Raw genomic sequence first — 20,814 nt, forward strand, 5'->3', positions numbered from 1 at the left:
GGCTCGTGGACATCGCCGAACGGGAGACCCGCAGTGCCCAGGCCCGGGCCATCGTGCCCGACCTCGAGCGGCGCGGCGTCTCGCTGGTCGCCACCACCTTCGTGGACAACGCCGGCATCGCCCGGATGAAGTCGGTGCCGATCCGCCGGCTGCCACACCTCGCCGCCTGGGGCGCGGGCTTCTCGCCGAGCTTCGACTACTTCCGGTTCGACGACTGGCTGGCGGCACCGGCGACGGGCGAGGGGCCGGTCGGGGACCTGCGGATCCTGCCCGACCTGCACCGGGTGGTCCCGCTGGTCGCCCAACCCGGCTGGGCCTGGACGCCGGGCGACCGGCTCGATCAGGGCGGCGAGCCGCATCCGGGCTGCAGCCGCGCGGCGTTGCGGCGCGCGGTCGACGCGTTGGCGGCGGGCCAGCTCGAGGTGAGGGCCGCGATCGAGCTGGAGTGGGTGATCGGCCGGGACAGCGACGACCTGGTGCCGGGCGTCACCGGACCGGCGTACGGCCTCGCCCGGCTGGCCGGGGCCTCGGACTACGCGCGCGAGGTGGTGGACGCGCTGCTGGCGCAGAAGGTCGAGGTGGAGCAGTTCCATCCGGAGTACGCGGCCGGCCAGTTCGAACTGTCCGTCGCCGCGGAGTCTCCGGTGGACGCGGCTGACACCTCGGTCCTGGTGCGCGCAACGATCCGCGCGGTCGGGCTGCGGCACGGATTCCGGACGTCCTTCTCGCCCAAGGTCGCTGCCGATGGGGTCGGCAACGGCGGCCACGTCCATCTGAGTCTGTGGCGCGAGGACAGGAATCTGATGTCCGGCGGTGCTCCCGGCGGCGGCTCGGAGGCGGGAACGTCGATGGCGGCCGAGGGCGCCCGCTTCACCGCCGGGATCTTGAACCGGCTGCCCGCCCTGCTCACGCTCGGCGCACCGTCGGTGGCGTCGTACCTGCGGTTGATCCCGTCCCACTGGGCGGGGGCGTACGCCTGCTGGGGACCGGAGAACCGGGAGGCCGCGCTGCGCACGATCGCCGGTTCGACCGGCAGCGGCGACTGGTCCGCCAACCTCGAGGTGAAGTGCGTCGATCTGACCGCCAACCCGTATCTGCTGCTGGCCGGCCTGCTCGCCGCCGGATCCGCGGGCCTGGCCGACGGCGCGGTCCTGCCGCCGCCGGTCGTCGTCGATCCGGCCGCGCTGCCGCCGGAGGAACTGGAGCACCGGGGCATCCGCCGGTTGCCCGCCTCGCTCGGCGAGTCGGTGCAGGCCTTCGCCGTCGACGAGGTGCTCAGGACGGCGCTCGGGCCGTCGCTGGCCGACGCGGTGGTCGCGGTCCGCAGCTCCGAGATCGAGCGGTTCGCCGGCGCCACGCCCGCGGAGATCGCCGCGGCGACCCGATGGGTGCACTGAGCGGGGACGTCCGGTCAGCCGACCGCCGCCGGCTCCGGCGTGATCACCCCGTCGGTCCGCCCCGCGGGGGACCGGCCCCGCCCGATCGGTGGATGGACTTCTCGGCGTTCGTCCCACGACGAGTCCATCCGCTGCGACCCGGAGCCCCGATCGTGTGTCGCCGACGGTCCGATGCCGACGGCCCGATCTGATTCGCGCGGCGGCGCCGGGGCATGTATCTTTGTGCGTCGGCGCGCTCGCGAGAGTGCGCCACAGGCCCCTATAGCTCAGTCGGCAGAGCGTCTCCATGGTAAGGAGAAGGTCTGCGGTTCGATTCCGCATGGGGGCTCGGGTGCTGTGGCCGGCGCGAACCGCGCGCCGGCGGAATAACGCCACCGCGAGGCGGCGTTGCTCCGGCCGGGCTAACCGGCCCACGAGCCCGCAGCGGGATAGCTCAGGCGGTAGAGCAAGCGGCTCATAATCGCTGTGTCGCGGGTTCGAATCCCGCTCCCGCTACCAGCGCAAGCGACCGTACGAACACTAAAGGGACGTAGAACGATGGCCAAGACGACCGATATCCGGCCGAAGATCACGCTCGCCTGCACCGAGTGCAAGGAGCGCAACTACATCACCAAGAAGAACCGGCGCAACGATCCCGACCGGCTCGAGCTGAAGAAGTTCTGCCCGCGCTGCCGGACCCACACGCCGCATCGCGAGACCCGCTGACTCTCGTTCCGGGGTCGGGGTCTGTGGTGACGACCCAGACAGAGCCGTCCGCCATCGGCGGGCGGCTCTTTTCGCGTCCCCGGACGTCGGGCCGGCAGCCCGGCCGGCGCGGAAAGTTCGCCTACCCGGTGCCAGCTCGCATGGCCTATCGCCTGTGCGAGCGCGCACGGGCCATACCAACGTCAGCCGGGGTGTCGGCCGAATGACGCGCACCGCGATCGTCGGTCTGGCGCACGGCAGCCGCCACCCGGGCGTCCGCGGCCCGATCGACGACCTGATGGCCGCCACCGCCGAGCTGGCCGGAGCGCCCGCGCGGGCGGCCTACCTCGACCTGACCGAGCCGGGCCTGGACACCGTCGTCGGTGAGCTGGTCGCCGACGGGATCGAGCGGGCCGCGATCGTCCCCCTGCTGTTCACCAACGCCTTCCACGCGCGGACCGACGTTCCCGCCACGGTCGCCGCCGCCGGCGCCGACCGCGGGTGCGACCTGGTCACCGCCGACATCCTGGGCACCGGCGACGACGTGCTGAGCGTGGTCGAGTCGATCGTCGACGAAGCGGGGATCGCGGCGGACCTGCCCGTGCTGCTGTACGCGGTGGGCTCGTCGGACGACTCCGCGAACGCCGCGGTGGAGGCCTTCGCGCACCGGTTGGGCGGGCGCCGGGGCACCGCGGCCCGGGCGGCCTTCGGCACCACCGACCCGCGACCGCAGACCGTGCTGCCCGAGCTGGTCTCGGACGCGCCGGAGGGCGGTGTGGTCGCGCTGGTGCCGCTCTTCGTCTCGCCCGGCCTGCTGCTGGACCCGCTGGCCTGCCTGGCCCGTGACCGGGGCTACCCGCTGACCCCGCCGCTGGGACACCGGCTGGCCCCGGTCGTCGCGGCGCGGGCGACCGCCGCGCTGGGCTGAGACGATTCGCGACGGCGGACCGGCTCGATAGGGTTGGGCCTATGCCGATTTCGGAGCAGCACGTCGGCCGGACCTATCCGCCGACCGAGCCGTACGAGGTCTCCGCCGCCAAGATCGCCGAGTTCGCCCGCGCGCTGGGCGACGACAACCCGGCCTACGGCGGCGACGCCCCGATCGCTCCGCCGACGTTCGTCGCGGTGATCGCCGCAGCATCCTGGGATGCGCTGTTCGGCGACCGGGAGCTCGACCTCGCGCTCCGCCGGGTGGTGCATGCCGACCAGCGCTTCGACTACGTCCGTCCGCTGCGGGCCGGCGACGTCGTCCGGGCGGTGCTTTCGATCGAGAAAGTCCGGGTCCGCGGCGAGGTCGACATCATCGGGGTATCGGTGCAGGTCGCCACGGTCGACGGCGAGCGGGTCTGCTCGGCCGCCTCGACCTTCTACCACACCCACGCCGCGGCCGGAGCCGCCGCATGAGCGCGGACGCGATCGAGGTCGGCACCCAACTGCCGCCGCTGACCGTGCACCTGACCCGGGCGGACCTGGTCCGCTACGCCGGCGCGTCGGGCGACTTCAACCCGATCCACTGGTCGGACCGGGCCGCGACCGCGCTCGGCCTGGAGGGCGTGCTGGCGCACGGCATGCTGACCATGGGAACCGCGCTGCGGGTGGTCACCGACTGGATCGGCGACCCGGCCCGGGTGGTCGCCTATTCCACCCGGTTCACCAAGCCGGTGTTCGTGCCCGACGACGACACCGGTGCCGAGGTGAGCTTCAGCGGCACGGTCAGCGCAGTCTCCGAGGACGTCGTCACGGTGACGGTCGAGGCGGTCTGCGCCGGGGTGAAGGTGCTCGGTGCCGCCCGGGTCGAGGTCAGGCTCGGAGGCTGACCGCGATGAGTGCCGCCGCCGAAACCGCAGCCGAGACCGGCCGGAGCGGTGTCCCGACGCTGGCCGAGCACACCACGCTGCGGCTCGGCGGTCCGGCCCGTGACTGGGTCAGGGTGACCGGCGAGCAGGAGTTCGTCGAGACGGTGTTCGCCCTCGATGCGGCCGGCGAGCCGGTGCTCGTGCTGGGCGGTGGATCGAACCTGGTGGTTGCCGACGAGGGCTTCGACGGCACCGTGGTCGAGGTCGCCACCCGGGGTATCGGCGCCGACGAGGACGGCTGCACCGGGGCGATCGTCCGGGTCGAGGCCGGCGAGGACTGGGACGCCTTCGTGGCCTACGCGGTCGAGCAGGAGTGGAGCGGGATCGAGATGCTGTCGGGCATCCCCGGCCGGCTCGGCGCCACTCCGATCCAGAACGTGGGTGCGTACGGCGGCGAGGTCGCCGACACCGTGCAGACCGTGCACGCCTGGGACCGGCGCACCCGGCAGCGGGCCACGTTTCCGCTGGCGGCGTGCGGCTTCGGTTACCGGACGTCCCGGTTCAAGGCCAAGCCCGGCCGCTACCTGATCACCGCGGTCACCTTCCAGTTCCGGATGGCGAGCCGGTCCGCGCCGATCCGCTATGCCGAACTGGCCCGGACGCTCGGCGTCGACCCGGGCGCCCGGCCACCGGCGCGCGAGGTGCGGGACGCGGTGCTCCGGCTGCGGTCCGGCAAGGGCATGGTGCTCGACGCGGCCGACCACGACACCTGGAGCGCCGGCTCCTTCTTCACCAACCCGGTCCTCAGTGCCGCCGATGCCGAGCGGCTGCCGGCCGACGCACCCCGCTGGCCGATGCCCGACGACGCGGTGAAGACGAGCGCCGCCTGGCTGATCGAGCGCGCCGGCTTCGGCCGCGGCTTCGGTGCCGGCCCCTGCCGGCTGTCCAGCAAGCACACCCTGGCCCTCACCAACCGGGGCGGTGCCACCACCGAGGATCTGCTGAGCTTGGCCCGGACCATCCGCGACGGGGTGCGGCAGACGTACGGCGTCGGGTTGGAGCCCGAGCCCGTCCTGGTCGGGTGCGCGCTATGACGGGCGGACTGGGCAGCCTGCCGCCGGGGGTTCCGATTCCGTTCACCGTGTGGGCGCCGCGGCCGCAGCGGATCAGCCTGGTGCTGGCCGATCCGGACCCGGACTCCGACGATCGGGTCGAGATCGAGCTGGCCCGCGATCCGGGTGACTGGTGGCAGCCGGCGGAGGCATTGCCGGACTGGGCCGCGGGCGAGGTGGACTACGGGTTCTCCCTCGACGGCGGCGAGCCGATCGCCGACCCGCGTTCGCGCCGCCAGCCGTCCGGGGTGCACGGACTGTCGCGGACGTACGACCCGGCGACGTATCGCTGGGGCGACCAGGCCTGGACCGGCCGGCAGCTGGCCGGCGGAGTGATCTATGAGTTGCACGTCGGCACCTTCACCCCCGAGGGCACGCTGATCGCGGCGATCGAGAAGCTCGACCACCTGGTCGCGCTCGGTGTCGACTTCGTCGAGATCATGCCGGTGAACGCGTTCAACGGGGTGCACAACTGGGGCTACGACGGCGTGCTCTGGTATGCCGTCCAGGAGGAGTACGGCGGTCCCGCGGCCTACCAGGCTTTCGTCGACGCCTGCCACCAGCGCGGTCTGGCGGTCCTCCAGGACGTCGTCTACAACCACCTCGGTCCGAGCGGCAACCACCTGGCCGAGTTCGCGCCATACATGCACTCCGCGCACGCGAACACCTGGGGCGAGTCGGTGAACCTCGACGGCGAGGACTCCGACGAGGTGCGCCGGTTCATCATCGAGAACGCCCAGATGTGGCTGCGGGACTACCACGTCGACGGGCTCCGGCTGGACGCCGTGCACGCGCTGACCGACACCCGGGCGACCCACCTGCTCGAGGAACTGGCGATCGAGACCTCGGCTCTCAGCGTGCACCTTCGACGTCCGCTCTCGCTGATCGCGGAGTCGGATCTGAACGACCCGCGGCTGATCACCCGGCGCGACGGCGGCGGCTACGGGTTGACCGCCCAGTGGAGCGACGACTTCCACCACGCTCTCTATGTGGCGCTGACCGGCGACACCAGCGGCTACTACGCCGACTTCGACTCCCTCGGCTCACTGGCCAAGGTGTTCGACAACGGCTTCTTCCACGACGGAACCCACTCCTCGTTCCGCGGCCGCTCGCACGGCAACCCGCTCGACACCCGGCGCACGCCGAGCTGGCGGCTCGTGGTCTGCGCCGACAACCACGACCAGATCGGCAACCGGGCCGACGGCCACCGGCTGTTCGAGGTGTTGAACCCGGACCAGCTGAAGCTGGCCGCACTGGTCACCGGGCTCAGCCCGTTCACGCCGATGATCTTCATGGGGGAGGAGTGGGGCGCGTCCACGCCGTGGCAGTTCTTCACCTCCCACCCGGAGCCCGAACTGGCCGAGAGCGTACGCACCGGGCGGACCGAGGAGTTCGCCAAGATGGGCTGGGACCTGGACTCCGTACCGGACCCCCAGGACGTGGCGACGTATCTGCGGTCGAAGCTGAACTGGAGCGAGGCCGGGGAGGGCGTGCACGCGGAGCTGTTGACGTTCCAGACCGAGGTGCTGCGGCTGCGCCGGACCTATGCCGACTTCACCGATCCACGCTTCGGCCTGGGGGAGGCGACGGCAGACGACGACGAGGGGACCCTGGTCGTCGACCGTGGCTCGGTCTTCTTCGTGATCAACGTCCGCGACGTGCCGGCCCGGGCGGCCGTGGCCGGCCCTGTGGAGGTGCTGCTCACCGTCGGCGACGCCGAGCACGCCGACGAGATCGTCTGGCTGGGACCGTTCAGCGCGTTTGTGGGCTCGCGCACGGTGCGCGCCTGAAACGGCCAGCGCGCGCGAGCCCGCCTCGATCAAATGTCGATCTTGATCTCGCGCTTCAAGATCTTGCCGGTGGGGCCCTTGGGTAGCTCGCCGAAGCGGATGTAGCGGGGGTACTTGTAGCTCGCGATCTGCTCCTTGACGAAGCCCTGCAGCTCCTCGGCGGAGACGGACTCGCCGTCCTTGAGCTTCACCAGGGCCGCGATCTCCTCGCCGTGCAGCGCGTCCGGCACGCCGAAGACGGCGGCCTCGGCGACCGCCGGGTGGGAGTAGATGACCTCCTCGACCTCGCGCGGATACACGTTGAAGCCGTTCCGGATGATCATGTCCTTCTTCCGGTCCACGATCGCGTAGAAGCCGTCCGCATCGCGGGTGCCGAGGTCGCCGGTGTGGAACCAGCCGTCGCGGACCGCCTCGGCGGTCGCGTCGGGCCGGTTCCAGTAGCCCTTCATCACGTTCTCGCCGCGGATCACGATCTCGCCGATCTCGCCGTCGGCCACCGGATTGTCGTCCAGGTCGCGCAGGTCGAACTCGACCCCACGGATCGGGGTGCCGACCGTACCCGGCTTGGTCGGCCGGTCCGGGTGGTTGAACGACGCGACGGGGGAGGTCTCGGACAGCCCGTACCCCTCGATGATCGGCACGCCGAAGGCCTGCTCGAACCCGTGCAGCACCTCCAGCGGCAGCGACGCGCCCCCGGACGCCGCGATCCGCATCGGCGAGGTGTCGAACCGCTCCCTGTCCGGCACCGACAGCAGCGCCATGTACATCGTCGGCACGCCGAGGAAGATGTTCACCCGGTCGTCGGAGCAGATCCGCAGGGCGGTCTCCGGGTCGAACTTGGGCAGCAGCGTCATGCACGCGCCGGAGTACATGGCGCAGTTCATCGCGCAGGTCTGGCCGAAGGAGTGGAACAGCGGCAGCCCGCCGAAGAGTACGTCGCCGGGCCCGCTCGGCATCAGCGTCTCGACCGAGGTGACGACGTTGGTCCGCAGGTTGTCGTGGCTCAGCTCGGCGCCCTTCGGGTTGCCCGTCGTCCCCGAGGTGTAGAGGATCACCGCGGTGTCCGAGCCGTCCCGCTCCACCACACCCGACGTCGGCTCGGCCGCGGCCAGCAACGACTCGAAATCGCCGGGCGCGACCACCACGATGTCGGTTCCGGTGGTGTGCGCGGCCTTGGCCGCCTCCTCGGCGAACATCGCAAAGACCACGGCGACCTGCACTCCGGCGTCGCCCCAGGCGTACGCGATCTCGCCGGCCTTCAGCAACGGGTTCATCGGGACCACGACGGCGCCGGACCGCAGGATCGCGTAGTAGGCGACCGGAAAGTAGGCGACGTTCGGCATGATCAGCGCAACCCGGTCACCGGGCCGCACGCCGTGCTCGGCCAGCACCGTCGCGAAGCGCTGGGTGGCGGTGTCGAGCGCACCGAAGCTGAGCACGGTGTCGCCCTGCTTGATCGAAGGAAGGTCTGGATCGCTGGCCGCCCGGTCACTGAGCCAGACGGCGATGTTGGCTCCGGTCATGCAGCGAGATTACGGGCTGAGTCGGGCCGGCGGGAGGCTCGCGGATGAATCGTTCTCCGCACGAATCCGGCGCTCGCGACCGGCTAGGTCGGCCCGACCGCCGCGGCCAGCCCGGCCCAGTAGCGCTGCGCGATCTCGCGGGTGGCGATCTCGGTCTCCCGGGCCGAGAAGATGACGACTCCGGCGAAGGTCTGGACGATCATCGGCGCCGCACCCGACCGGCCGGCCGGCGCGAGCAGTTCACCGACGTGCCGGACCCAGTCGGCGGCCAGATCCGGGGTCTCCGCGGCCAGCTCCGGCTCGATCGCCAGGCGCAGTCCAGCTCGCTGGCGCGCGTCGGTCCGGTAGCCGTCGAGGACCTGCTCGGACTCCCAGCGCAGGCGGGCGAGTCCCACACCCGCCTCGTCGTTCGACCCAGCGCGGCCGACCTCGTCGGCCGACCGATCCCGGATCTGGTGCCAGACCTGGTCCAGGTGCGCGACCAGAGCCTGGGCCAGCGCCTTCTTGGTGGCGAAATGGAAGTGCACGGTGGCCCGGACCAACCCCAGTCGATCGCTGACGTCGGTCAGCGAGGTGGCGGCGAAGCCGCGTTGCTCGAACTCGGCGGCCGCAGCCAGCAGCAGCGCGGCGCGGGTGCGTTCCGCCTGCTCAGCTCGCCCCACGTCTCCCCTGAGATCCCGCACATCCGGTGGTGTCCAGGGGTCAACGTACGGCCGCAGCCTGGCCCGCGGCAACCGGTGCCGGGGGCCAGGCCGAGCCGTCGGTGGGGGTCAGGCGATCCGGACGCCCGCACCGTAGTACCCGGACCAGCCGGAGTCGGCGTACGCGTAGCTGGAGACGTTGCCCCAGCCGGAGACCGCCGAACGGTTGCCGTGGACGGCCCACGACTGGGTCCACTCGCCCGCGGTGGAGCTGGCGCTGGCCCGCGAGTAGTCGTACCAGGCGTGCAGGGAGTAGTAGACGGTCGCCTCTGCCGGGACGGTGAAGGCCAGGCCAGCGGCGGTCGTCAGGGCCGCCGTGGCCAGCGCCCGACGGCCCCAGCGCCGCGGACGTGCTTGCTGAGTGGTCATGTGAATCTCCTTTGTCGTGTGCGACGAGTGATGAGCGCGCACCAGCACCCGGACCGCTGCGGCCCGGACGTGGTGTGCAGGAGTGATGGAGGGCCCCCTCGTCACTGACTCGTCAGTCAGTGAATCTCCGAGTGAGCAACGTAGCCATCGGCGCGACTCGTTGTAAACCCTTTTCTACGCTTTTCGCACGAACATTTCCGTGGAGTTCATCGGCTGGCGGCGACCGGGGCCTCGACCGCGGGCTCCGCGGTCGGGCGGAGCGGAAGCACCAGCCTGGCGATCAGGCCGCCGTGCGGCCGGGCGTGCAGTTCCAGCCGGCCGTCGTGGCGTCGGGCGACCGCGTCGACCAGTGCCAGACCCAGACCCGAGCCTTCGCCGGCGAGCCGGGTCTCACGCCCGCGGTGGAACGGCTCGGCGAGCCGGCGGAGCTCCTCGTCGTCGAACATCTCGCCCGCGTTGCCGACCTCCAACACCGCCACCCGGCCGGCGGCATCAGGACTGCCCTCCTCGCGCACCGAGATGCTGATCGAGCCGCCACCCGGCGCATAGCGCACCGCGTTGCCGACCAGGTTGTCCGCGGCCTGCGCGAGCAGCACCGGATATGCCTCGATCGAGACCGGGACGGTGTCGAGGTCGAGGGAGATACCGCGATCGGCCGCCCGAGCGGCGAACCGGTCGCAGACCTGGCCCACGACCCGATCCAGTCGTTCGGCCGAGCGCTGCGCCGGGTCGGCCTCGGTTCGCGCCAGATCGAGCAGGGCGGCGAGCAGCATGCTCCCGCGCTCGGTGGCCTCCAGGGCGCGCCGGATCGCGGGCTCGACGTCGGCCGGGAACCGCCCCTGAACCAGGGGTGCCTCCAGCGCGGCCCGGGTCGCGGTCAGCGGCGTCCGCAACTCGTGCGACGCATTGGCGATGAACCTGCTCTGCCGCTCGAACGCGTCCTCGAGCCGGGCGAGCATCGTGTCGATCGTGTCGCCGAGCTCGCGGATCTCGTCGTCCGGCCCGGACAGCGCGAGCCGGGCGTGCAGGTCCCGGCTGGACAGATCCCGGGTCAGCGCGGTGATCGCTGCGACGCGTCTGGTCACCCGGCCCGCCAGCCACCAGGCGACGACCCCGGCAATCAAAGCGAAGCAGACCAGCAGCACGCCGGAGGCGATCGACATCGTGCTCAGCACGCTGTCCTGGACTGCGGTCACGGTCCCGCTCGACTCACCGGGGTGCTCCCCGGTCCCGCCGCCGGACGGTGCTCCCGGAGTCGGATCGGGCGGCAACCGGGTCGGCGCCTGCCCCTGGTCCGGCGGTGCCGCGTTGCCCGTCTGGACCGCCCGCACCTCGGCGCGGAAGGCGCCCTGGACGACCAGGTACTGCACCCCGACGAGCACGGAGCCACCGATCACCGCCAGCGCCATCATCGACGCGGTCAGCCGGACCCGGAAGGTCAGCTTGCCGCGGAGGCCGCGGCGACTCGGCTGGCCGCCGCCGGTCACGCCGGGCTCGCCGTCGCCCGGCCCGCGGCCGGTGGATCGCCCGACAGACGATAACCGAAGCCGGCCTCGTACTCGATCAGCGGCGGCGCGCCGAGCTTCTTGCGCAGGCCGTAGACCGTCACCTTGACCACGCCGCGACTCTGCTCGAGCGGGTCTTCCCAGACCTGATCGAGCAGGTCGTCGACGTCGACATAGCCTCCGTCGGCAGCGAGCAGCAGGTCCAGCACGGCGAACTCCTTGGGGGTGAGCCGGAGCGGGCGGCCACCTCGCTCGGCGAACCGCCGCACGGTGTCTACGGTGAGGTCGCCGACGGACCAGACGGTCGGCACCCGCTGCTCCCGGTCCCGCCGGGTCAGTGCGCGCATCCGGGCCAGCAGCTCGGGATAGCCGAACGGCTTGGCCAGATAGTCGTCGGCGCCGAGATCGAGCCCGGCGACCCGCTGCGCCATGTCGGCCGCCGCGGTCAGCATCAAGATCCGGGCGGGGTGCCGGATGGAGACCATGGTCCGGCAGACCGCGTCGCCGTTCATTCCGGGCAGGTCGCGGTCGAGCAGCACGAGGTCGATCTCGCTCGTCGCCAGCGTGGACAACGCCTGGCCGCCCTCGTCGGCCTCGCTCACCAGATAGCCCTCGTGGCGGAGCGCCTCGACCAGGGTCGTCCTCAGATTCGGGTCGTCCTCCACGACGAGCACACGCATCGAGCCCGGTCCTCTCAGGTCGTCACGGCGAGGCTGCCCGACCGCCCCGACCGGCCGTGCTGGCCAGTATGCCGAGCGGCCGGTGAGCCGCCGGTGAGGCGGTTTCACACCGGCACCACACCGCGGACTCCCTAGAACAGAACCAGGCCGGTCCCGGCCAGTCGAATCGACACCCCGGAGGTAGCGATGCTTCTTTCTCGTCCCGGAACAATGCGTCGCGGCGGGCTTCGCCGTGGCGCGGTCCTCGCGGCCGCGGCCGCCGTGCTGCTGCTCCCACTGGCCGGGTGCTCCGGCGCCGACAGCGCCGGGCCGCCGCCCGCCGCCTCCGCCGATTCGGGTACGTCCACCGGCACCGGTACGTCGTCCGGGGGCGCCTCCAGCGGAACGGGGGCCGCCGGCATGCCGTCGGCCTCGGCGGGCAGCCCGGCCGCGCGCTTCGCCGACTGCCTGCGCGGTCACGGGGTCGACGCGATCGCCAACGGCGACGAGGTGCTGATCGCCGCGGACGGTGGCTCGGTCTCCGCCGGCGGCGCTGGTGCCCCGGACCGCTCCGCGGCCGGGTCGGCGAACGGCGCCCAGGACAGGGCCGGCACGGACGCGGTTGCCCCGGACGTCGCGGCCGCCCGCGCCGCCTGCGCCAAGGCGGTGCCCGACTACCAGCCCCCCGACCACAACCAGCGCTGAGGAGACGAGATGCCTGAGGACAAGACTGCGTTCGACGGCGGAGCTCGCCGATCGGGCCCGTTGCGCGGGCCCGTCCGCGCCCTGGTGGTCGCGGCGCTGGCCACGCTCGTCGCCCTGCTCGGCGCGTGCTCGAGCCCGTCCGGTGCGGCCGGGCCGTCATCGGCGCCGAGCGGGGGACAGAAGCTCGCACCGAGCCTGGTGGCCCTGTTCCAGCAGACCCTCGACCGCGACTCGGCGAAGCTGTCGGGCTTCGAGCGCGACGTGCTCACCCGGGCGGTGGCGAGCGGGAAGATCTCGGCGCTGGACTACGAGGAGGCGTTCAACCGGCGGTCCTCCTGCATGACGGACGCCGGCTACCGCGACCGCGCCACCAAGATGCCGAACGGGCTCTACCAGCTCAGCCCGCAGCCCCCGGCCGGCAAGGACCCGCAGAAGTGGATGGAGGCCTGGGCCGACGCCGACAAGCGGTGCGCGACCGGCAACCTGATCGTGATCGAGAGCCTCTACCGGATCCAGCAGGGCAACGCCGAGCTGCTGTCGGATCCGATGGAGGTGGCCGCCCGCTGCCTGGTCTCGGCCGGTCTCGCGCCGGCGACGTACACCGCGGCGCAGCTGAAGGGCTGGCTGGAGACCCAGAGCACGACGCCACCGTTCGACCCGAAGGACCCGAAGGCGCAGTCCTGCTTCTCCAACGCCGGCATCGCGGTCGGGATCGGCTGAGCGATGGCCAGGATGCGTCTCGCCCGGCTCCTTCCCGTCGCCGGCTTCGCGGCCGTCGTGTGCGGTGCGCTGGGTCTGCTGGTCGGCGTCGCGGTCCGTCCGCTCGCCGCGCCCGCCGACCTCGCCGCGGCACCGGTGCCCGACCAGGCCGAGGTGACCGCGCAGCAGTTCGCCGATCAGCACACCGTGCCGGTCCGCTTCACGCTGAGCCGGACCACGACGGTGAGCAGCCCGGGAGCCGGCCGGGTCACCGCCACCAGCTGCCGGCCGGGCCGGGCGTTGCGATCCGGTGGATCGCTCGGCCGGCTGGACGACACTCCGGTGCTGGCCCTGGCGACCTCGATGCCGCTGTATCGCGACCTCGCGGCGGGAGCCAAGGGCCGCGACGTCCGTTCGTTGCAGCGGGAGCTCGCCCGGCTCGGGTTCGAGGTTCGCGTCACCGGCTACTACGGGTCGATGACGACCACCGCCGTCCGCACGCTGCAGCGGCGCGCGGGCGCGCTGGCCCCGACCGGTCGGATCGCGGTGGACCGGCTGGTCTGGCTGCCTCGACGCGTGGTGACGCCGACGTCATGCGATCTCCGGGTCGGCGACCAGGCGATCGCCGGCGCCGGCTGGGCCAAGGTCAAGGGCGGCCTGTCCCGGGTGGACCTGCAGCTGCCCACCGGACTGTTGCCGGGGAAGCGGACGGCGGAGCTGTACGGGGTGCGGACCGCCCTGTCCGGAACCGCCCTGTCCGGGACCACCGGGTCCGGAGCCACCCTGACCGATCCGGAGTTCCTCGCCGCGGTGGCGAAGACACCAGAGTTCGCGGCCCAGCAGCGCGACGGCGGCGACCCGACGGCAAGCGTCCGGCTGAGCACCCCGCTGGACACGCTCAAGGTGCCGCCGGCCGCGTTGTTCGGGATCGAGGGCCGGCACGCCTGCGTCGAGAGCGGTGAGCAGGTGGTCGCCGTCCGCATCGTCGGGTCGGGGCTGGGTGCCTCGCTGGTCACCTCCGCGGTTCCGCTGGGGCGGGTCGATCTGGGGCCGGCGATCACGGCCACGGCGTGCGGCGAGGGATCGTGAGAGTCTCCACCCGCGGACTCAGCCATCACTTCCCCGGTGCCCCGGCGCTGTTCCCGCCGCTCGACCTGGATCTGGTCGCCGGGCAGCTGGTCGCGGTGTGCGGGCCGTCGGGCTGCGGCAAGTCGACCCTGCTGTCGCTGCTGGCCGGCTGGGTCACCCCCGCATCGGGCCGGGTCGAGCGGGACGGGGTCCGGCGGATCGGCTGGGTCTTCCAGAGCCCGCACGGCGTGAGCGGCAGGACCGCGATCGATCACGTCGTGCTGCCGCTGCTGGCCGCCGGTCACCGGCGAGTGGCCGCGGAGTCGCGTGCGCTGGGCCTGCTGGCGCTGTTCGGGCTGGACCAGGTGGCCGGCCGGCCGTTCCGGGCGCTGTCGGGCGGCGAGGCGCAGCGGCTGATGCTGGCGCGGGCGGTGGCCACCGGGCCGGACCTGCTGCTGGTCGACGAGCCCACGGCGCAGCTGGACCTGGCGACGGCGCGCAGTGTCAGCGGCACCCTCGTCCACCTGGCCCAGGCCGGCAGCGTCGTGGTGGTGGCGACCCACGACCCCGGTGCCCGGCGGGCCTGCAGTCACGTGGTCGACCTTGCCGAGCAAGCCCCGCGACTGGTCGAGCAGCCGGTCCCGGCTGTGGCCGGCCGGTCGTCGGCGGGCGTCGAGGGTCAGGAGTAACCGTGCGGATCGGCAGCATCGTCTCGGAAGCGTGGCGCAACCTGGTCAGCGGCACCAGTCGCGCCGGCTGGCTGGCGGCCGGGGTGGTCTTGGTGGCGGTGGTGCTGGCCGGCGTCGACGTCCGGACGATCGTGGACCTGCAGCAACGGGCGGCGGCGTACGACGCCTCCGGCGGATCGGTCCGGGTGGTGGCCGCGGAGAAGCAGGTCGCCGCGAGCTCCTGTGAGGCGCTCGGCCGGTTGTCCGGGGTCGGCGGCGCCGGCGCCTGGCGCGCTCGCCGGCCGGTCACCCTGACCGCGGTGGCGCAGCACGCCGTTCCCGCGTACGAGGCAACGCCCGGGCTGGCGCAGGTGCTGCGGGTGCGCGCAGGTGCCGAGACGACCGGCGGCGGCCTCGACGCCGGGGTCTGGCTGCCCGAGGATCTCGCGACCCGTCTCGGCGTCCGGCCCGGGTCGGTGCTGGCCAGTGCCGAGGGCCCGCTGCGGGTGTCGGGGACCTACCGCTATCCCGATGACGGCCGCGACTCGCGGTTCGCGTACGCGGTGCTGGTGCCGGTGCCCGTCGCGGGTCGGTTCGACGCCTGCTGGGCCCGGGTCTGGCCGGCGAACGACCAGGTCGACGCGCTGCTGGCCACCGCGCCCGAGGTGGTCACCGAGGACCCGAAGCCGGTGTCGACCGGACGGCTGAACAACAGCTTCGGCGACCGCCTCGACGCGCACGCCGAGCTGCTCCAGCGGCCGACCCGGTTCACCGCGCTCGGCGCCGCCCTGGCCGCCGCGCTGCTCGCCGCGGTGATCACGCTGCGGCGCCGGCTCGAGCACGCCAGCGCGCTGCACGCCGGCGTGTCGAGATCCGCGCGGCTCGCGATCGCCCTGACCGAGACCGTGGCCTGGAGCGTCGCCGCCCTGCTGGTGGCCGCGGCCGCGGTGGTCGGGCTGTGCTGGCGGATCGCGCCGGCCGAACCGCTGGTGGTGGCCGCCTTCCAGCTGCGCTGGTTGGTGCTGATCCCGCCGGCAGCTGTGGTCGGCACCACGATCGCCCTGACCACGATCCGGGAGCGGCACCTGTTCGGCTATTTCAAGGACCGCTGAACGCCGGCGGCATCGCCGAGCCTGTTCCGGTCGGCCGATGGCCGGTTGGCCCGGACCCGGTGTCTCATACCCGGTTGGCCCGCGTGCGGGGTCCTGGAAGGATGAGCTGCATGCCGCTGTCCGAGCTGACCCCCGACGAACTGACCGACCTGCACGCCCGGCTGACCAAGGACTACGACGACCTCGTCGCCCGCGGGCTGAAACTCGATCTGACCCGTGGAAAGCCGGCATCGGCGCAGCTGGATCTGTCCAACGAGCTGCTCACGCTGCCCGGCGAGGGGGAGTTCAGGGCGGCCGACGGCACCGACTGCCGCAACTACGGCGGGCTGACCGGACTGCCGGAGATCCGCGAGATCTTCGCCGAGCTGCTGAACGTCCCCGTCGCCCAGCTGCTCGCCGGCGACAACTCGAGCCTGTCGATCATGCACGACACCCTGGTCTGGTGCCTGCTCAAGGGGCCGGTCGGCGGCTCGCCGTGGGCCGGGAGCCCGGTCAAGTTCATCTGCCCGGTGCCCGGCTACGACCGGCACTTCGCGCTCTGCGAGCAGTACGGGATCGAGATGATCCCGGTCCCGCTCGGCGACCACGGCCCGGACCTGGACGCCGTTCGCGACCTGCTGGCCGACCCGAGTGTGAAGGGCATGTGGGTCGTGCCGACGTACGCCAACCCGACCGGCGCCGTCTACGACGAGGCGGTCGCCCGGGAGCTGGTCGGGATGACCGCGGCCGCACCGGACTTCCGGATCTTCTGGGACAACGCGTACGCCGTCCACCACCTGACCGACGCCGAGAGCCCGGCGCTGGACGTGCTCGGCATGGCGGCGGAGGCGGGCAACCCGGACCGGGTCTTCGTCTTCGCCTCCACCTCCAAGATCACCTTCGCCGGCGCCGGGGTGTCGTTCTTCGGCGGGTCGCCGGCCACCATCGCCTGGTATCAGCAGCACCAGTCGAAGCGCTCGATCGGCCCGGACAAGGTCAATCACCTGCGCCACGTCCGCTATCTGAAGGACGCCGACGGCGTCCGCGCCCTGATGGCGCGGCACCGGGCGCTGATCGCGCCGAAGTTCGCCCAGGTCGACGCGATCCTGACCGAGCGGCTGGGCGGCTACGACACGGCGACCTGGACCCATCCGATCGGCGGGTACTTCATCAGCCTCGACGTCGCCGACGGCACCGCCTCCCGGGTCGTCGCGCTGGCCAAGGCGGCCGGCATCGCGATGACCGGGGCCGGTGCGGCCTTCCCCTACGGCAAGGACCCCCGCGACCGCAACATCAGGATCGCGCCGACCTTCCCGTCGCCCGACGACGTGGCCGGCGCGATCGAGGGCCTGACCACCTGCGTTCTGCTGGCGGCGACCGAGCAGGCGCTGGCGGCGCTGCCGGCTCCGGCGGCCGGCTGACCGACCACCGCGGACGCGGCGGGGGTTTCGTGCCGTCCGGGCGCGAGGATCCGGCGAGCCGGACGCCGGGCCGATCGGCCGCGCTGCACCGCGAGGTCCGGCAGCTGCTCCGGGTCGGGCGGGGTCGCGGCACCGCGGTGCTGGTGGTCTCCGGCGAGCCGGGTGCGGGCCGGACCGCCCTGCTCGACGCCGCCGTCCGGCGGGCGCGGGCGCAGGGCTTCCGGGTGCTCGGCACCGGCCTGGGACCGGCCTGGGCCGCCCGCCCGTACGGCGCGGTGATCGATCTGCTCGGGCCGCTGGTGGCGGACAACCCGCTGATCGGGCGGCCGACGCTGACCCGCCGGCTCGCCGCCCTGGACCGGCTCTACGGCGGTCCGGACCGTCCGACCTCGACGCCGTTGCCCGACCGCGCCGCCGAGTACGACCGGCTCTGCACCGACGTCCGCCGGCTGTTGCGCCGGGCCTGCGTGCTGGAGCCGCTGCTGCTGGTCGTGGACGACCTGCAGTGGGCCGATCCCAGCTCGATCGCGCTGCTGCGGCAGGCGGTGGTGCAGCCGGCCGGCCTGCCGCTGCGGGTGCTGGTCAGCGTGCCGACAGGCGGCGTCGCCGACCCGTTCCGCGGACTGGAGCCCGCCGGCGACCGGCCGGCCCCGGAGCACGACCACCTGGCCCTGCGCCGCCGCCGCCGCGCGGGCGACGTGGAGGCGTGGGCGGACGGGATCATCGGTTCGCTGGACGACCCGGCGACCGAGGTGCTGCGGCTGCTCGGTGCCGCGGGCGGTCCGGTGGAGCTGGGAACCCTACGGGCCGGCTGGCCGGCGGACCGGCTCGGGCCGGGGCTGGCCGCCCTGCGCGCCGCCGGGCTGGTCCGGGTGGGGAATGCCCTGGACGGCTGGTGCCGGCCTCGGACGTACGCCCTCGCCGAGCGGGCGTATGACCTGCTCGCCGACGACGACCGGCGCAGGATGCACCTCCGGCTGCTGCAGTCGGCGCACAGCTGGGCTCCGGCCGAGACGTGGCTGCCGGCGTACCACGCCGCCCGGGCCGGTGAGCTGGTCGAGCCGGACGCGCGGGTGGCCCTGCTGGCCCGGCAGGCGATGGCCGCCGCGGACCGCTACGCCGACGCGACCGCGGTCGTCACCGCCGATGCCGCGCTCGCCGCGGTCGAGGCGGCCTCGGAACCGGTCCGCCGGGCCCTGCTGCCCCAGCTGCTGGATCTCCGCGCGGAGTCGCTGGCGGCCACCGGCCGCCCGCTGGAGGCGATGGACTCCTGGATCGCGTCGGCCGCGCTGGCGATGGAGGGCCCCTCGACCACCAGCGCCCGCCGCTACCGCCGGCTGGCCGAGGCCGCCTGGTCCGCCGGCCGGCGGGAGGAGGCCGGCGCGCACGTCGAGCGGGCCGCGGCGGCACTGCCCGCCAGCCCGCCGGAGCTGGAGCATCTCGCCGTCACGGCGTTGCGGGCCCGGATCCGCAGCCAGCTCGCGGTCGGCGAGTTCGCCGACATCGTCGCCCCGCTGGCCGAGCTGTGGCGGCGGACCGGCTGGCAGGGTGCGGAGGCGGAGTACAAGCTCGCGCTCGAAGCGCTCGCTCCGCGCGGCGACGGGTCGCGGGACCGAGCGCCGCGCCGAGCCCGGGCCGGCCGGCCGCCCGCTCAGCCGAACAGGGTCAGCCCGGCCAGCGCGACCATCACCGCCGCCGACACCACCGAGACGACGAGCTGACCCCGCCGGCCCGAGAGCACCCGGCCGAGCAGCGAGCCGGCCCCGACCAGGCCCAGTTGCCAGCACGCGGATGCGAGGAACGCCCCGAGGGCGAAGACCGTCGTCGCGAGCCAGGCGGGGGAGCCGGTCAGCCGGTGACCGCCGACCACCGCGGCGAAGGTCGCGATGGTGGCCGGGTTGACCGCGGTCAGGCCGACCATCGCTGCGTACGTCCGGAACACCCCGGTCGCGCGCACCGGCTCCGGGTCTGGGGCCGGTTTCGGGTCTGGGGCCGGTTTCGGGTCTGGGGCCGGTTTCGGGTCTGGGGTCTGTTCCGGTCCGGTGCCGGTCCGCGCCCGGCGGAGCGCGATCAGCACGGTCCGCACGGCCAGACCGACCAGCAGAGCCGCGGCCGCGATCCGCAGCGGGCGACCCAGGACCCCGATCACCCGTTCGACGCCCGCGATCCCCAACCCGGCGAGCAATGCGTACCCGCCGTCGGTGGTGGCCACACCCAGCGCCGCCGCCACGGCGACCGCGAGCCGGGTCCGGGCGGCCAGCCCGATCAGGTACGTCCCGATGGCGCCGATCGGCATCGCGACGGCCAGGCCGGCGAGCACGCCGGCCAGCGCGTCCGCCCTCACCAGCGTGGTCTGCCGGTCCCGGCCGTGGCGTCGCGCTGCTGCACCGCGGCCGCCGGGCCGCCGATGCCGACAGGTCGCGTACGCTCGATCGGGGTCATGGCGTCCACGATGGCGGCAAGCCGCCGCGCAGGCAACGGGTTTGCCGGCGGTCGCCGTCGGATCCGGGGCGGCGGATCGGAGTCTGTCGGTTCGACCCGGCCGACGGACTCGGGTAGACTCCCGGACTTGGTGCTGACACCTTGAACTCGTGCGCCCTCGTACGGCGGGCGGTTCCGTGGCCGAGGCACCGAAGGGCAATAGCTCAACTGGCAGAGCATCGGTCTCCAAAACCGAAGGTTGGGGGTTCAAGTCCCTCTTGCCCTGCGAACCGATCGACGAAGAAAGCGAAGGACTGCAGCCGTGGCGACCGACGACGAGCGGGATCCCGACAAGGAGCTCTCGCCGAGTGACTCCGCGGCTGACGCGACCGCTGACGACGCCATCGTCGACGATCCGCGGGAGACCGGCGCCGAGGAGGCGACGGCCGACCTCGACGGCACCGATGACGAGTTCGACGACGAGCTCGAGATCGACGATCCCGATGCGCTGGAGCGGGCGACCGAGCAGGTCTCCGACGCCGACGACGACGTGGTCAGCGAGCCGACCAACGCCGAGCTCGCCGAACTGACCGAGGGCAGCGACGCCAGCGCCAAGGCCGGCGCCGACTCCGACGAGCCGGTCGGCGACCTCGACGAGAACGGCGACGGCGACCGGGAGCTGGTCGGGGTCGGTGCCGGCACGCGCAAGGCGAAGGCCAAGACGGCGCAGTCGAAGGCCCTCGCCGAGGAGAAGTCCGACAAGAAGCGGACCGACAAGAAGGGCAAGGCCACCCCCAAGCGCGACGGCACTGCCCCCGCGCACAAGCGGACCGGTCCGGTCACCTTCGTCAAGGAGTCGGTCGGCGAGCTGCGCAAGGTCGTCTATCCGACCGGCCCGCAGCTGCTCAACTACTTCATCGTCGTGCTGATCTTCGTGCTGTTCATCATCGCGATCGTCAGCGTGCTCGACCTCGTCTTCGGCTGGGCGATCCTGAAGATCTTCAGCTGATGACGACCAACCCTGGAACTGGAGATTTCGACGTGTCCGAGAACGTTTCACCCGACGAACCGCGCGACGAGAGCGCCGCGGACGAACGGGAGTCCTCGGCGTCGCTCGACTTCGGCGCCGCGCCCGGCGGCTCCGAGGACGATTTCGACATCGACTTCGGCAGCGGCTACACCCCCGCCACCGAGGACGTGGACAT

The 20,814-nt window shown here is 72.9% G+C and carries 21 protein-coding genes and 3 tRNA genes; 18 read left to right on the forward strand and 6 right to left on the reverse strand.

What is annotated here, in order from left to right; translation table 11 throughout:
* Positions 1-5: 5 nt before the first annotated feature.
* The 9 genes from ABD747_RS09280 to treZ all read left to right on the forward strand — a co-directional run bounded on the left by ABD747_RS09280 (position 6) and on the right by treZ (position 6,779).
* On the forward strand, positions 6-1,397 hold the full coding sequence (locus tag ABD747_RS09280; protein ID WP_344803687.1) for a glutamine synthetase family protein: 1,392 nt from the start codon (positions 6-8) through the stop codon (positions 1,395-1,397).
* 255 nt (positions 1,398-1,652) lie between these two features.
* Positions 1,653-1,725, forward strand: a tRNA-Thr gene (locus ABD747_RS09285).
* Positions 1,726-1,819: 94 nt separating this feature from the next.
* A tRNA-Met gene (locus tag ABD747_RS09290) sits at positions 1,820-1,895 on the forward strand.
* A 39-nt stretch (positions 1,896-1,934) separates the two neighbouring features.
* On the forward strand, positions 1,935-2,102 hold the full coding sequence (gene rpmG, locus ABD747_RS09295; RefSeq protein WP_344803689.1) for a 50S ribosomal protein L33: 168 nt from the start codon (positions 1,935-1,937) through the stop codon (positions 2,100-2,102).
* Between the two features lie 202 nt (positions 2,103-2,304).
* Positions 2,305-3,009, forward strand: a complete 705-nt coding sequence (locus tag ABD747_RS09300) for a sirohydrochlorin chelatase (protein ID WP_344803691.1) — start codon at positions 2,305-2,307, stop codon at positions 3,007-3,009.
* Between the two features lie 41 nt (positions 3,010-3,050).
* Complete coding sequence (locus ABD747_RS09305) at positions 3,051-3,485, forward strand: FAS1-like dehydratase domain-containing protein (protein ID WP_344803693.1); 435 nt, start codon at positions 3,051-3,053, stop codon at positions 3,483-3,485.
* On the forward strand, positions 3,482-3,898 hold the full coding sequence (locus ABD747_RS09310) for a MaoC/PaaZ C-terminal domain-containing protein (protein WP_344803695.1): 417 nt from the start codon (positions 3,482-3,484) through the stop codon (positions 3,896-3,898). Before ABD747_RS09305 ends, ABD747_RS09310 begins: the two co-directional genes overlap by 4 nt.
* A 5-nt stretch (positions 3,899-3,903) precedes the next feature.
* Positions 3,904-4,971, forward strand: coding sequence for a UDP-N-acetylmuramate dehydrogenase (locus ABD747_RS09315; RefSeq protein WP_344803697.1), 1,068 nt, complete (start codon positions 3,904-3,906; stop codon positions 4,969-4,971).
* A complete protein-coding gene (treZ, locus tag ABD747_RS09320; RefSeq protein ID WP_344803699.1) occupies positions 4,968-6,779 on the forward strand; it encodes a malto-oligosyltrehalose trehalohydrolase in 1,812 nt (603 codons plus the stop codon). The genes ABD747_RS09315 and treZ overlap by 4 nt, the downstream gene beginning before the upstream one ends.
* 29 nt (positions 6,780-6,808) lie before the next feature.
* On the opposite strand, the gene ABD747_RS09325 is transcribed toward treZ, so the two are convergent.
* The 5 genes from ABD747_RS09325 to ABD747_RS09345 form a co-directional block, all read right to left on the reverse strand.
* On the reverse strand, positions 6,809-8,302 hold the full coding sequence (locus tag ABD747_RS09325; protein WP_344803701.1) for a long-chain-fatty-acid--CoA ligase: 1,494 nt from the start codon (positions 8,300-8,302) through the stop codon (positions 6,809-6,811).
* Between the two features lie 83 nt (positions 8,303-8,385).
* Positions 8,386-8,964: a TetR family transcriptional regulator gene (locus tag ABD747_RS09330; protein WP_344803703.1), complete on the reverse strand. Its 579-nt coding sequence runs from the start codon at positions 8,962-8,964 to the stop codon at positions 8,386-8,388.
* A 108-nt stretch (positions 8,965-9,072) separates the two neighbouring features.
* On the reverse strand, positions 9,073-9,372 hold the full coding sequence (locus ABD747_RS09335; protein ID WP_344803705.1) for a hypothetical protein: 300 nt from the start codon (positions 9,370-9,372) through the stop codon (positions 9,073-9,075).
* Between the two features lie 206 nt (positions 9,373-9,578).
* Positions 9,579-10,859, reverse strand: coding sequence for a sensor histidine kinase (locus ABD747_RS09340; RefSeq protein ID WP_344803707.1), 1,281 nt, complete (start codon positions 10,857-10,859; stop codon positions 9,579-9,581).
* A complete protein-coding gene (locus tag ABD747_RS09345) occupies positions 10,856-11,557 on the reverse strand; it encodes a response regulator transcription factor (RefSeq protein WP_344803709.1) in 702 nt (233 codons plus the stop codon). The genes ABD747_RS09340 and ABD747_RS09345 overlap by 4 nt, the downstream gene beginning before the upstream one ends.
* Positions 11,558-11,743: 186 nt before the next feature.
* On the opposite strand from ABD747_RS09345, the gene ABD747_RS09350 reads away from it, so the two are divergent.
* The 7 genes from ABD747_RS09350 (at position 11,744) to ABD747_RS09380 (ending at position 18,909) form a co-directional block, all read left to right on the forward strand.
* The gene (locus ABD747_RS09350) at positions 11,744-12,241 is read left to right on the forward strand and encodes a hypothetical protein (RefSeq protein WP_344803711.1); all 498 of its coding nucleotides are present in this window, start codon (positions 11,744-11,746) and stop codon (positions 12,239-12,241) included.
* A 9-nt stretch (positions 12,242-12,250) separates the two neighbouring features.
* The gene (locus ABD747_RS09355; protein ID WP_344803713.1) at positions 12,251-12,961 is read left to right on the forward strand and encodes a hypothetical protein; all 711 of its coding nucleotides are present in this window, start codon (positions 12,251-12,253) and stop codon (positions 12,959-12,961) included.
* 3 nt (positions 12,962-12,964) lie between these two features.
* On the forward strand, positions 12,965-14,029 hold the full coding sequence (locus tag ABD747_RS09360; protein WP_344803715.1) for a peptidoglycan-binding domain-containing protein: 1,065 nt from the start codon (positions 12,965-12,967) through the stop codon (positions 14,027-14,029).
* The gene (locus tag ABD747_RS09365) at positions 14,026-14,697 is read left to right on the forward strand and encodes an ATP-binding cassette domain-containing protein (RefSeq protein WP_344803717.1); all 672 of its coding nucleotides are present in this window, start codon (positions 14,026-14,028) and stop codon (positions 14,695-14,697) included. Before ABD747_RS09360 ends, ABD747_RS09365 begins: the two co-directional genes overlap by 4 nt.
* A gap of 2 nt (positions 14,698-14,699) precedes the next feature.
* Positions 14,700-15,788: a hypothetical protein gene (locus ABD747_RS09370; protein WP_344803719.1), complete on the forward strand. Its 1,089-nt coding sequence runs from the start codon at positions 14,700-14,702 to the stop codon at positions 15,786-15,788.
* 110 nt (positions 15,789-15,898) lie between these two features.
* Positions 15,899-17,188, forward strand: coding sequence for an aminotransferase class I/II-fold pyridoxal phosphate-dependent enzyme (locus ABD747_RS09375; RefSeq protein ID WP_344803721.1), 1,290 nt, complete (start codon positions 15,899-15,901; stop codon positions 17,186-17,188).
* A 29-nt stretch (positions 17,189-17,217) separates the two neighbouring features.
* Positions 17,218-18,909, forward strand: a complete 1,692-nt coding sequence (locus tag ABD747_RS09380; protein WP_344803723.1) for an AAA family ATPase — start codon at positions 17,218-17,220, stop codon at positions 18,907-18,909.
* Here the strand turns inward: ABD747_RS09380 and ABD747_RS09385 are convergent.
* Entirely contained in the window at positions 18,840-19,532 is a 693-nt protein-coding gene (locus ABD747_RS09385; RefSeq protein WP_344803725.1) for a LysE family transporter, read from the reverse strand. The genes ABD747_RS09380 and ABD747_RS09385 overlap by 70 nt on opposite strands.
* A gap of 290 nt (positions 19,533-19,822) precedes the next feature.
* On the opposite strand from ABD747_RS09385, the gene ABD747_RS09390 reads away from it, so the two are divergent.
* Positions 19,823-19,895: transfer RNA gene (locus tag ABD747_RS09390), tRNA-Trp, on the forward strand.
* 36 nt (positions 19,896-19,931) lie between these two features.
* Positions 19,932-20,618 (forward strand): preprotein translocase subunit SecE, encoded by a 687-nt coding sequence (gene secE / locus ABD747_RS09395; protein ID WP_344803727.1) that lies wholly within the window; start codon positions 19,932-19,934, stop codon positions 20,616-20,618.
* Positions 20,619-20,814 lie beyond the last annotated feature (196 nt).

It is taken from the genome of Microlunatus ginsengisoli, from assembly GCF_039537205.1.
Classification (GTDB): Bacteria; Actinomycetota; Actinomycetes; order Propionibacteriales; family Propionibacteriaceae; genus Microlunatus; species Microlunatus ginsengisoli.